Source organism: uncultured Lutibacter sp., from assembly GCF_947495725.1.
Classification (GTDB): Bacteria; Bacteroidota; Bacteroidia; order Flavobacteriales; family Flavobacteriaceae; genus Lutibacter.
In genome coordinates this window covers 828,860-843,847 of the sequence record NZ_CANLZZ010000001.1, presented here as the reverse complement: position 1 = coordinate 843,847, position 14,988 = coordinate 828,860, and the positions used below count along the sequence as shown (strand labels likewise).

The 14,988-nt window shown below is 36.7% G+C and carries 1 protein-coding gene; it reads right to left on the bottom strand.

What is annotated here, in order from left to right; translation table 11 throughout:
* Nucleotides 1-38: 38 nt before the first annotated feature.
* Nucleotides 39-14,948 (bottom strand): gliding motility-associated C-terminal domain-containing protein, encoded by a 14,910-nt coding sequence (locus Q0776_RS03380; RefSeq protein ID WP_298365027.1) that lies wholly within the window; start codon nucleotides 14,946-14,948, stop codon nucleotides 39-41.
* Nucleotides 14,949-14,988 lie beyond the last annotated feature (40 nt).

Genomic DNA, 14,988 nt, shown 5'->3' with positions numbered 1-14,988 from the left:
GAGTGGTTTTAAAAACCCTCTTTCCTAAAATTAGTGTTTTATTTTCTTAAATATATCCAACCCGTTTGTGGTTTTCTTTCGTCATTATTAAAGTAGATTGTATAGAAATACGTTCCTGCAGGCAACATATCGCTAGAGAAATTCCAACGTCCTGTAGAATATCCATCCCACCATTCTGGTGTTTGGTATGGATTTCCTGAATGCTTATACTCATAAACTTTATTTCCATATCTATTAATAATCTCCATTCCAAAGTTTGGATACAATACTTCTAAGAATTCTATCTCAAATACATCATTTATTCCATCACCATTAGGTGTAAATCCTTCAGGAATTGTTAATGGTACTATAGGCTGTGTTGCAACTTGATCCATATCATCTTCAAATATGTCTCCATTATTCGGGTCAGAATCTAAATCAAGCTCGTTTGCTGCTGTAACTTCAGCAACATTAACCCAATCTCCCAGCGGATTCACATAAGCCGTTATAACTAATGTTTCTACAGATTGATTAACTACAGTACCAACGTTCCAAATACCAGAACCATCATCATAAGATCCTGTTGTTACAGTAGCACTCACAAAATTATAACCATTAGGTAAAACATCTGTTACTTGCACTCCCGTAGCGTCACTTGGTCCATTATTTGATAACGTAATTGTAAAGTTTACATTAGTCTCTGCATATGGTTGTAAAATACCTGTTGTACTAACTGGTCCTTCACTTGCATCTTCTAAAGCAACTTCTTTAGTTAATTCTAAATCAATAATCTTTATTGGTGATGTTGCAATACAACTTATATTGTTTGATAAATCAGGGTCAACTTGATGCATTTCAGTAATTTCGGCACAGTTTAAATAATCTCCATCTGCATTTACAATTGCATCAATAACAAGTACTTCTGTTTCCCCATCTACTATCGTTCCAACAATCCATTTTCCACTATCATCATCATAGGTTCCTCTTGTTGAACTATAATTTAAGTAAGTATATCCTGAAGGTAATAAATCAGTTACAACAACTTCAGTTCCTTCAATTATTCCATCGTTAATCAATCTTATTTCGAATGAAACTTCTGATCCTACTTCTGGAGTTAAATTATCAGCTATCACTGTTTTTTCAACTCTTAAATCAAGTTCTTGAATTGGTGGTGCTGAAGCACAGTCATAATCATCTTCTGATGTATTTCCATTATTAGGAATGGAATCCACGTCTAATTCATTAGCTGCAGTAATTTCAGCACAATTAATATAGTCTCCACTATCCATAACAATTACATCAACAAGCAATACTGCTGTATTTCCTATCTCAATAAACCCTATGTCCCATAATCCTGTTATTGGATTATATGTTCCAATTGATGAACTATAATTTATAAAGTCATATCCAGAAGGAATTAAATCAGTTACCTGAACTCCTGTCGCTTCAGTTGGTCCTTCATTCTCAACTCTAATTTCAAATGTAATTATATCTCCAACTTCTGGAGCTACTACATCATCTACAACCCACTTAGTTAAACTTAAATCAATAAATGCTGTTGGCACAATAGAAACACTTCCAATATTATTTGTTGTGTCAGAGTCTGACTGATCTGCAATTACAGCACTTGTTGTATTTATAATTGTTTGCCCTAAGGTACCATCATCAACTGTTGCCTCAATAGTTAAGGTTGCTGTTGTTCCATTGGTTAAATCTCCAATTGTCCATTCTCCTGACCCATAATTATATGTTCCGTTTAAAGTGGAGTGACTAACAAAAGTAACTCCTACTGGTAAATTATCAATTAAGCTAACATTTGTAGCATCGCTTGGTCCATTATTAGTAACTTCAATATTATAAGTAATAGTATCTCCTTCATTTGGAGTTGCATTACTTACTGTTTTTATAGTTTCTAAATCTGAACTTGTAACAACAATTGTTTCTGAGTCATCATCATCTGTTAAATTACTATCTACTTGATCTTGCGAATTAGTAACCATATTAGTTAATGTTTCACCTCCTTGATCCATTCCAACAAGAACTTTTATAACTATTGTTTCTTCCTCTCCTTGAGCAAGAGTTCCAATATTCCAGTTTGGTGCTGTCCAAATTCCATCACTTGGAGTAACTGTTTCATAAGTTAAACCTGAAGGTAAGGCATCTGTTACAACTAAGCCTGTAACTTCTGCATTTCCATTGTTTACAACGGTAATAGTATAGGTTACTATATCTCCTGCATTTGGAGTAGCATTATCTACAACTTTAGTTAGAGCAATATCTGCAAAATTCTCAACATTTATTTCTGCTTCCAATACATCTCCATCAGTTGTTGGATCTGATTGATCTCCTTCAGCAGCTGTTGTTGCATTTATAATTGTTTCTCCTGCTGTTCCTTGGTTAACCGTTGCCGTAATATTTAACGTAGCTGATGCTCCTGTTAAAATATCACCAATTGTCCAAATTCCAGATCCGCTATTAAATGAATCTCCTTGGTCATCCTTTACATAAGTAACTCCTGCTGGTAATAAATCTGTTAAACTTACTCCTGTAGCATCACTTGGTCCATTGTTAGTAACTTCAATAGAATAGACTATTGATTCTCCTTCCTCTGGACTGTCATTACTCACTGTTTTAACAGTCACTAAATCTGAACTTGTAACAACAATTGTTTCTGAATCATCATCTTCAAGAATATTAATATCATCTTGATCTTGAGTATTACTAACCATATTAGTTAATGTTTCACCTCCTTGATCCATACCTACAACTACTTCAATTGTTAAAGTTTCTGTAACTCCAACCGCTAAGTTTCCAATTTCCCAATTAGGCTGTGTCCAAACCCCATTACTAGGAATTGCCAAGCCATATTCCAGTCCTGTTGGTAATGCATCGGTAACAACTAAATTTGTAACAATCGCCGGACCTGCATTCGTAACAGTAATTGTATATTTAATTGTATCTCCAACATTTGGAGTTGAATTATCAACCACTTTTGTTAATACAATATCTGAATAATTTTCAACTACTATTATTTCAGTCAGATCATCTAATGGTAATCCGTCTGGATACCCAGGAAGTGGCCCAACCGTATTAGGGTCGGTTTGATCTCCTGAAGCAGCAGTTGTTGAATTTGTAATTGCAGTTCCTGCAGTTCCTGGATCAACAGATGCAATAATATTTAAAGTAGCTGTTTCGCCTATAGCAATATCTCCAATAATCCAATTACCATCTCCCGCATTATATGCTCCATTTTGATTATCACTAACATAAGTAACTCCATTAGGCAATAAATCAACTAAACTTACTCCTGTTGCATTACTTGGTCCAAAATTCTCAACTGTAATAGTATATCTGATAATTCCCTCTTCAAATGGAGTATTATCATTTACAGTTTTAGTAGTTACTAAATCTGCACTAGTAATTGTAATATCCTCTTCTAAATCATCAGTATCTGTTATTAAATCAACTTCGTTTCCAGAGGCTGCAGTTGCAGTATTTGTAATTGGTGTTTGATCAAATGTACCTTGAGCTGTAACTAAAGCATCTATTGTTAAAGTAGCTGACTCTCCAATATCAATTGTACCTATAGTCCAAGTCATATCTCCTAACACATCCTCGTATGTATTAACATCTCCCCCTGTTGCTAAATGTGTTATATATTCTATTCCTGAAGGTAAATTATCAATTAAACTTACTCCTGTAGCAACACTTGGACCATTATTTACAACTGATATAGTGTATTTAATAATATCTCCTTCATTTGGATTACTATTATCAACTGTTTTAGTTGTTACTAAATCTGTAATTGCAACTGGTGTTGTAGTCGCTTCATCTTGATCATCTTCTGCAGGGTCATTATTTCCGTGTATCGAATTTGGATCTTCTTGATCCGCATAAACTACTTCTGCAGTATTTGTATAAATTCCACTCTCATTAACAACAGCTCTAATTGTTAAAGTTGCAACACTACCATCAATTGGAGGTGCAATACCATCACCATAATCAACTAAATTACCTAAATCCCAAAGACCTGTATCAGGACCTCCTGGATAATAAATTCCTTGACTTACTGTTATTGGATCTGCACCTGGAGATAATGTATAACCAGTTGGCAAGACATCTAATACATCAATATTTGTTGCATCACTTGGTCCTTCATTAGTTACAGTAATTGTAAATATAACTTCCGACCCTACAGCTGGTGTTGGATTATCAACTGTTTTAACAACTACTAATGCCGATTGAGCATCCATCTCATCAACATCTGTTGAACTATTGTTGCTTGGATCTGGATCCACTGGCATTGTATAGTCCGTTGACGGAGGTAAAGCAACAATTGCTGTATTTTCTATATCACCAACATAACCACTAGGAACATCAATTGTTACCGTATAAATAACAATATCTCCAACATTTAGTGTTGCTATAATATCATCGCTTATATCACCTGCAACATCTGTCGAACCATTTCCTGTCCATGTTGTTACAGCTTCTAAAGTTGGATCAATAATATCATCATTTACAATAACGTCTGCTGCATTTGCTGGTCCCTTGTTTGTAACTGTAATAGTATAAACAAGAGGTAAACCAGGAGTATAAGTATCTGAATTATCAGTTTTTACAACCTGAATATCTGCTTGTGCAATGTATATGATTGTTACTGAAGCATCATTTGATTGATTTCCTTCATCATCCTCAACATTATATGTAATTGGAGTTGGACTTAAAATAAATCCATCTTCAGGATCAAATGTTATTTCACCTGTTGCCAAATCAACATTCCAAGTTCCTTCTCCAGGAATTTCATAACTAGTAATATCTCCATTGGCATCAGTTACAATGTTTATTGCTGTACCTGGATCTACTAAACTAACAGTTGTTGGATCAATTGTATCTCCTGTAATATCATTACCAACAACATCAACAGAAACAGCAGTATTTATTGGGTGACCTAAACCTCCATTATCGCTAACATCATCTGTAGCAATTGGCTCATAGTCAAATGTAATAGTTGCTTCATTTGAAACATTTCCTTCATCATCCTGAATTGTATACTCAATAACTGGTGGATCTAATGTAAATGGTGAAATTAAATCTGGTGTGAATGTTACATTTCCAGATCCATCAACCGTCCATACACCAACATTTGCCAATGTAACTTGAGTTGGGCTATCTTGCACTCCTCCAACACTTGTAGCATCTAATACTACAGTTGCTGGGTCAACAATATCTCCATCTAAATCATTTAAAGTAACATCTATACTAACTGGACTTCCAATTGTTCCAACAACAGCATTTATGTCATCTGTGGCAATTGGTGCGTAATCTATAGTTACAGTAGCATCGTTAGATTGATTTCCTTGGTTATCTTCAATATTATAGTCTATTGGTGTTGGATCATCGTTAAAAGTTGAAATAGGTTCAAAAGTTATTTCTCCTGTTGCTAAATCAACATTCCAAGTTCCTTCTCCAGGAATTTCATAGCTCGTAATATCTCCATTCGCATCGCTTACAATATTTATTGCTGTACCTGGATCTACCAAGCTAACAGTTGTAGGGTCATATGTATCTCCTGTTGTATCATTATTTAATACGTCAACTGTTACAGATGTATTAGCCGGATGTCCAATACCTCCATTATCACTTAAATCATCAGTAGCAATTGGCTCATAGTCAAATGTAATAGTTGCTTCATTTGAAACATTTCCTTCATCATCCTGAATTGTATACTCAATAACTGGTGGATCTAAAGTATAAGCACCATCCGGTGTGAATTCAACATTTCCTAAAGCATCTACAATCCAAGTACCAACAAGTGGTACAGAAACTCCACCTGGAACTATTATACCTCCTACTACACTTGTTTCATCTAGAACTACTGTTGCAGGGTCTATTATATCTCCATCTAAATCATTTAAAGTAACATCTATACTAACTGGACTTCCAATTGTACCAACAACAGCATTAATGTCATCTGTAGCAATTGGTGCGTAATCTATAGTAATTGTAGCATTATTTGCTAAAGTATTTTGATTTCCATCATTATCTCTTATTGAATAATCAACTGGTGTTGGGTCATCATTAAAAGTTGCAATTGGTGTAAAAGTAACTGCTCCTGTACTTCCATCAACACTCCAATTTCCTTCACCTGGAACATCAAAGCTTGTAACATCACCATCAGCATCTATTACCTCATTCAAGGCTCCCGATGGAGTTACTAAACTAACAGAAGTAATATCTACTATTCCACCTGCCGGAAGACCTGAATCGCCATCTTCATCTATTCCGCTTCCATTATCAATAAATGGATCTACTGTAACAGCTGAACCTGGAACATGTCCTATTCCTCCATTATCACTTAAATCATCTTGTGGTATTGGTGGTACTGCAATATAATCTGCAGTAACAATAGCTGTATCGCTTAATCCTGTTGAAATTTCTGTTAAAATATATGTAATTGGTGTTGGATCTGCTGTGAAACCAAAATCTGGATCAAAAGTCATTACATCCAATACTGGATCATAAGTCCATACCCCTTCTCCTGTTACCGTAACCTGAGTCGGACTATCTTGAATACCTCCTGGTACACTTGTAGCATCCAATGTAATTGTAGCATTTGTTCCTACACCGTTAGTAATCACAGGACTTCCATCACTTAATGTATCGTTATTAGTAACGTCAACTATTATAGCATTTGTTCCTGTTGTAACACCTGTTATACCATCATTATTTGCAACTGGTGGTATTTCTGAATAACCTACAGTTACTAACGCTGAAGTTGAATTCCCTTCTGCATCTTCAATAGTATAACCTATTGGTGTTGGATCAATTGTAAAGCCTGGATCTGGATTGAATGTTAAACTTCCTGATCCATCATACATCCATACTCCTTCTCCATCAATTACTACTTGATAATCTGATGCTCCTGGTGTACCTGTTACAACAGCCGTTACTGGTAATGGATTGGTTGTACTACCAAATACAAAAGTGTTATCAACTACTGTATCTCCATCAGTATCATTAGAAGTAATATCTAAAGTTACATCACTTCCAACTGTATTTCCTAAACTTGAATCGTCTACCGCTACTGGGACATAATCTATAGTTACTGTAGCATTTGTTAATGACTCATTTCCGTCGTTATCTTCTATATTATAAGCTATTGGTGTTGGGTCTAAAGTAAATCCTGCTGCTGGAGTAAATGTAATTGCTCCTGTTGAGGTGTTCACTTCCCATGTTCCTTCTCCTGGCTCTGTAAAACTTGTTACGTTTCCTTCTCCATTAGTAACAACAGCAGTTGCCGTTGTTGTTGGAACTAAACTTACTTGTGTTATATCTATTGCTCCATCTGGATCTGCATCTAGACCACTTCCATTATTAGCAAATGGATCTACTGTAACAGGTCCTGCAACATTCGAAGAACTTAAATCATCTACTGGAACTGGTGGGTCAGCAACATATGTTGCTGTTACAATTGCAGGATCCCATAAACCTGTAGCTGTTTCTGTTAGAATATACGTAATAGGCGTTGGATCTGCTGTAAAGTTAATTACATTGCCTTGAAAAGTATAAGTGCCTGGACTAAAAGTCATTTCATCCGTTGCTGGATCATAAGACCAAACTCCTTCTCCTGGAACTGTAACCTGAGTCGGACTATCTTGAATACCTCCCGGTACACTTGTAGCATCCAAAGTAATTGTAGCATTTGTTCCTGGTCCATCTATAATTACTGGACTTCCATCACTTAAGGTATCGTCAACTGAAATGTTAACTATTATAGCGTCATCTCCTGTTGTAACTCCTGTGATTCCATTATCATTTGCAACTGGTGGTATTTCTGAATAACCTACAGTTACTAACGCTGAAGTTGAATTCCCTTCTGCATCTTCAATAGTATAACCTATTGGTGTTGGATCAATTGTAAAGCCTGGATCTGGATTGAATGTTAAACTTCCTGATCCATCATACATCCATACTCCTTCTCCATCAATTACCACTTGATAATCTGATGCTCCTGGTGTACCTGTTACAACAGCCGTTACTGGTAATGGATTGGTTGTACTACCAAATACAAAAGTGTTATCAACTACTGTATCTCCATCAGTATCATTAGAAGTAATATCTAAAGTTACATCACTTCCAACTGTATTTCCTAAACTTGAATCGTCTACCGCTACTGGAACATAATCTATAGTTACTGTAGCATTTGTTAATGACTCATTTCCGTCGTTATCTTCTATATTATAAGCTATTGGTGTTGGGTCTAAAGTAAATCCTGCTACTGGAGTAAATGTAATTGCTCCTGTTGAGGTGTTCACTTCCCACGTTCCTTCTCCTGGCTCTGTAAAACTTGTTACATTTCCTTCGGTATTTGTTACAACACTTGTTGCAGTACTTGTTGGTACCAAACTTACTTGTGTTGGGTCTACTATACCATCTGCATCATTATCTTGTACAGCACCTGTTGTGGTGCCTCCCACAACATCTAATGTAACTGGACCTGCGGTATTTCCTAAACTTTCATCATCTTCTGGAACTGGTGGTACAATTACATAGGTTATTGTAATACTTGCTTCATTTGAAACATCTCCATCCTCATCTTCTATTGTATAGAATATTGGTGTTGGATTTGCTGTGAATACAGCTGGACAATTTGGCCCAACTGCTGAACAAGGAGTAAACGTAACAGCTCCTGCTGCGTCTATTGCCCATGTTCCTTCACCTATAACATCAAAACCTACAAGGTCTCCATCTCCATCAGTTATAGGGTTTACAGCTCCTACTGGTGCTATTAAATTAATTGTTGTTACCTCAATAGTTCCATCTGAGTCTGAATCTGCTGTGGTTGGATTCGCAGCAGTAATATCTGTAATTGTTACTGGTCCTGCTGCATTGTTTAAACTTTCATCATTAACGGCTATTGGAAATGCATTTACAGTTATGGTTTCATCTAAATCATCTCCTACTGTTGTTGGATCTGTTTGATCTCCTGTGGCTGCAGTTGTGGTATTTACAATACTGGTACCTTGTGTACCGGCATCAACTGTTACTAAAATATCAAGAGTTACTGTTGCATCAACAGCAATGTTTCCAATTGTCCAAACTCCAGAAGCTTGATTATATGCTGTTCCCGCTTGAGCTGTATGACTTACATAAGTTACTCCTGTTGGAAGAATATCTGTTAAACTCACTCCGGTTGCCGCTGTTGGACCACCATCATTAAGTACTTCTATAGTATACGTAATTGTTTCTCCCTCAACTGGGTTTGCATTATTAACAACTTTAGTTGTAACAAGATCTGCCTCATTTATTGGATTAATATTTGCCGCATCTTGATCATCTTCGGTAATATCATCATTACCATGTGGTGAATCTGGATCGACTTGATCAGCTCCAACAACCTGAGCAAAATTAGTATATTGTCCTGTAGGCAATACAAGCGCATCGATTGTTAAAGTTACTGGAGTGCCAACTAATATGGTTGGAATTACCCAGCTACCTGTTGTTGAAGTATATACACCTGCAGTTACAGTGTGTGAATCGTAACTAAAACCTGTTGGTAAATAGTCTTCTACATTAACATTTGTTGCTGTATTTGGGCCTATATTGGTTACTATTATTGTGAACGTTACTATTTCACCAACATTTGGTGCAGCATCATTTACTGTTTTTGTTAATTCTAAATCTGACACTGGCACTGGCACTGGTGTAATACTATCGTCATCATCTTCATTACTTCCTGTACCATTATTAGGAGTAGAATCTCCTGGTGGTTCAGCTTCGGTAGTAGCTGTTACTTCTGCTGTATTAGTATAATCTCCTGTTGCATTAACAGTTGCCGTAATTTCTAAGGTCTCATTTGCCCCGTTTGCCAAATTTCCAACACTCCAAACAATGGTAGGATCTCCAGACACCGAACCTGAGGATGGAGAAGTACTTACCAAAGTATATCCTGTTGGTAAATAATCTGTTACTTCTACTCCTGTAGCATTACTAGGTCCGTCATTAGTTACTGTTAATGTAAATATAACATCAGTACCTACATTAGGAGTCATGTTATTAATTGTTTTTTGTAATGAAATATCTACAATTGGAGTCGGTGCAAGTGTTACTTCATCATCATCATCTTCACCTGGTGTTGTATTCTTATTACCTGGTGTTGAGTTTGGATCAAATTGATCAAAAGTTGTAATTTCAGCCGAATTTAAATACGTTCCTGAAGCTAAAACTACTGCTTGATAGGTCAAATCTAAAGTAGTACCATCAGCAACATTTAATCCAGTCCAAATAATTTCATTTCCTCCGGCATTATAAACTCCACCATTACTTATTGTACCAGGCACTAAAGTTATACCAGTTGGCAACTCATCTAACACGCCTATTCCAGTTCCATCATTAATTCCATTATTTGAAATTGTAATTGTATAAGTTAAAGTTTCTCCAACACCTGGTGTTAAATCACTTACATTTTTATCTAAACCTAAATCAACTATTGGTAAAATTGTTATTTCAACTGAGTCACTAGTAGCTGCACAAGGACTATTTTGAACTGTCCAAGTGAATTGATAAACTCCTGGAGCTGTACCAGTAATTAACGTATTTGGATCGTAAATATCAATAATTGAAGGTGTAGTTGGTCCAGAATTAAAAGTCCAAAAACCAGATCCAGGTACTGGATTATTTGCTCCCATAGTAACAGTGCTAAACTGTGGCAATGTTTGATCATTTCCAGCATCTGCATTCGCTTTTGCATCGGTTATTGTAATTGTAACAATATCTTCTAAAGTACAACCTCCACCAAAATTTGAAACACTCCATTTAAACTCGTAAACACCTTCAGTTAAACCACTTACAATAGTTGTTTCATTTCCTGCTTGTGAAATAGCAACTTGAGGTTGAACTGCTCCGGTTGAAGACTCTAAAGTCCAAACACCAGTGTCATTTGCATTTATAGCATTTGCACTTAATGTTATTGTTTCTGGTGTAGAAGGGTTTAAATTACAAATACTTTGATCATTTCCTGCTACAGCTGGTGCTGGAGGAAGACCGTCGTAATTAATACTTACTTGTGCAACACTTGGACTACAATTTGAACCAGATCCTATTGGGAAATTAGTTCCTCCAATTGAAACTGTCCACTCAAATGTATAAGTCCCTAAAGGTAATGTGTTTGGGTTTAAAGCAGTTAGAGACGTTGTTGGGTTATTTGGATTATTAATTACCAAATCTCCAGGATTATATGTTCCTGGATTCCCTACTAATGTCCAAGTACCAATACCATTAAAATCAGTTGATGGTGGCTGAGGACTAACATCTGCTTCCAATACGGAAAACAACTGACATAAAGTACTTCCATCTGGTGTTAAAATAATTGCTGTACTAGGTGGGTCGTATGCTTCTACCCTAACCAAATCTCTTAAATTTGTACAAGCTCCATTTGAAGCTACCCATTCAAAAACATACAATCCTTGAACTAAACCTGTAAAGGTTACATTTGGATCAGTTGAACCTATTTCTGGAGGTGTAGTCGGTCCACTATTTAATGCCCAAACTCCACTACCTGATGCAATTGTATTTGCAGCCATTGTAACAGAGGTGGTATCTCCAGTACATAAAACTTGGTCTGGCCCAGCATTTGGTGTAGTTGGCAATGCATCGTTTGTAATTGTAACAGTATCTGTTGTTGTACAACCACCTATAGCTGGTGGGTTTGTTATTGTATATTGAAATGTATAAGAAGCTGTAGCTGCTGGATTAATTGTAACAGTAGCAGTATTATTTGGTCCATTTGAAATTGTAGCGCCAGCACCTGCTGTCAAAGTCCAAGTACCTTGTGTACCTTCATTTCCTTGCAACAAGAAAGTATCTGTATTACAAAAACTCTGATCTGGTCCAGCTTCAGCTGGAACCGTAATTGTAATAACTACATCATCAAATTTAGGTGGGCACACTCCAGAACCTGAACTTGTCCATCTGAACGTATATACACCTGTTACAAATCCACTAATTGAAGAAGTTGGACTTGTAGGTGAATCTACTGTTGGTGAATTTGGTCCTGAAACAACACTCCAAGTACCATTTGAACCTGCAGGTAAAGGATTAGCATTTAAGTTAACTACTGTAGGAATTGAAGGGTCATAACAAATACCTTGAGCTGGACCTGCTTCTGGTTGAGCGGGTTCATAATAAACACTAAAATCAACAATATCTGAATCAGAATCACATGTACCTTGTGCAACTTGCCATTCAAATTGGTAAGCGCCTTCTGAAAGGTTTGAAAATGTTACTTGAGGATCATTTAAAGGGTTTGGATAGGTTGCAGGAGCAGCAGAAGTAGCTATCCAACCTCCATTACCTGTTATCTGTACCCAAGTTCCTATTCCTACAGGTGGTGTGTTAGCATCCATGGTAACGGATGTAGCCGCCATATCAACGAAACACAAGTTAGAACGATCTATATTACCTACTGAAGCATTTGCAACAGAAGGGCTTCCTAAAACTGTAATTATTACTGAATCTGTATATTCTTGACAAGCTAGGTTAGTAGTTGTCCATAAAAATTCATACGTTCCTGCAGCTAATCCAGAAATAGTAACGTTTGGATCATTTAAAGGAATTGGATAGGTTACAGGGTCAGCAGAAGTGGCTGTCCAACCTCCTATACTAGTTATTTCAGTCCATGTTCCAATTTCCGTTGATGCGACTGGAGTCCATAAAGCTCCTAAAGTTGCAGTTGTAGTTCCACTTGGTATACATTGATCTGTACCTGCATTTGCAATGGAAGGAGCTAAATTAGCATTTGTTTGCACTGTAACGTCATCAAATTCAGGCAAACAAGGATTTGGATTTATAGGTACCGTTGTAGAAGCTTCTACAGTCCATCTAAAAACATAATCTGCATTTGGCTCTAGCCCAGTAACTACAGTTACTGGGTTATTATAATCTGCAAAAACCGGGTCTGGTAAAGTAGTTCCTCCAGGAAATGTTTGTGCCGTTTCCACTGTCCAAGTACCCATTTGGCCTGGTAATAAAGGTTCGGCATCTGTAATATAATTTGTTGGGCAAATATCATTCGTTGGTCTTAATCGATCAGTACCTGCTTGACTTGAATTATCTAACGTAATGTAAATAATTACATCGTCAAAAGTGTCTGTTCCGGCTGGACCACCTGTAATAGACCATCTAAAAACATATGGTCCTGGATTAACTAATCCACTTACAGTTGTATTATTCATTGTCGGATCTGCAATAGTTCCAGTTGAAGGCCCACTTATTTGTGTCCATAAACCTGCTCCCCCAACACCTGGTGTTGGAATATTTCCTGTTATTGGTCCAAAGGTTGTTCCACAAGGAAAAAACGTATCGGTTCCTGCATTTGCTGCATCAGGTGATAATGATACAACTATGTTTATAATATCAGAAGCGGTATTACAGCCAGTAGCAACTTCTCCTTGAGAGAATCTTGTTACCTCAAAAGTATAGGTACCATTTAAGGTTAAATCTTGAAAGTTAAAATTACTACCAACAATTTGTAAACTTGAAGTTGGTACCGTAATAGGGCCTGCTAATTGCTGTATAGAATATGCATTACCTCCTTGAACATTTGTAATGGCCACAGACCCACTTGTATCATCCACAGGTAATATAAAAACATCATCACCGCTATTTAATTCAATTACCGGAGTATCATTATAGTAACGTATGGTAACCGTTTTTGTGTCTGAACAGTCTGGGTTTAAAAGAGGATCTCCACTAATGGTATATAAGAATGTGTATGTATCTACACCATTAAGTCCTGTTACAGAAGCTGTTGGCGATGTTGCGAATGGATCATTTAAATTTGAAGCTTCATTAACTAACGGACCTGCTATCTGCTCCCAGGTAACTATTTCACCAGCATATATTGGCGCATTACCCGTTAAAACTGCTGCATCGACAGTACCTTGACAATAAACTTGATTTGTACTTGGACCAGCATCAGAAATATCTTGTGTTGCTGGAGGTACTATAATTGTAACCGTATCTTCTCCTGAAGCACAAGGCCCAGTTACTGTATATCTAAATGTGTACGTACCTTCTTTTAAACCTCCAACATTTACACTTTGACTATATGCAGGGAATCCAGATGGATAAGCAAATGGGTAATTTGGACCAGAAACAAAATCCCATTGTCTTGTTTGTCCTCCAAGACCTGATCCACCATTAGAACCAACTAATGTTGTCCCTGTAGTAGATGTATAACAATTACTAGGGTTAGCACCACTTGCAGTAACTGCTGTTTGACCTCCATAATTGGTTAAAGTAATCGTATCCGAAGAAGTACAAATTGTTTCACCCGTATCTGGAGCAGGATTTGTATTTACACCTGGATTGGTGGAAATAGTCCATTGCAATGTGGTAACACCCGATGCAGTTTCAGGAAACGTAACGGTAGCATTTGGATTATTATAACCCGAAATTACCGCACCTGCTGGATTACCACCAATAAATTCCCACAAACCTGTTTCATTTGGACCAGGTGTGTTTGCATTTAAAGCATAAGTACCAGGACAAGCAGCAATACTACTACCAGCATTAGATGTGGTAATTTCAAAAACTGTTACTGTAACAATTTGAGCTAAAGACTGATCACCTGCTGTACAATCTGCAATTAAACTAAATGTATAGGTGCCTGGAACTGCTCCTATAAATTGTGCAGGAATAACAGTTGGATCAACAATACTTACTGAAGGTCCAGAAAGTTGATCCCATAAAACACCATCTACAGCACCACCTGTACCACCACCAACTCCTAAAAGCATCGTTTGATTTGTACAATATTGTAAATTTAAATCGTTGGCGTTTACAGTACAAGTTTGAGCATATAAACTATTATTTGCAACAATTACACCTAAAAACAGTGCAAATGTTAGAAGTAATTTTTTAAAATTTAAACCGGAATTTTTCTTTAGAATGTAATTTTTTTCCATATAAAACTTATTTATTCTTTATTAAAGGCCATTTAAAATA

Coding starts and splice junctions, on each gene's coding strand:
- Q0776_RS03380 (WP_298365027.1), bottom strand. CDS start 14,948: ATGGAAAAAAATTACATTCTAAAGAAAAATTCCGGTTTAAATTTTAAA.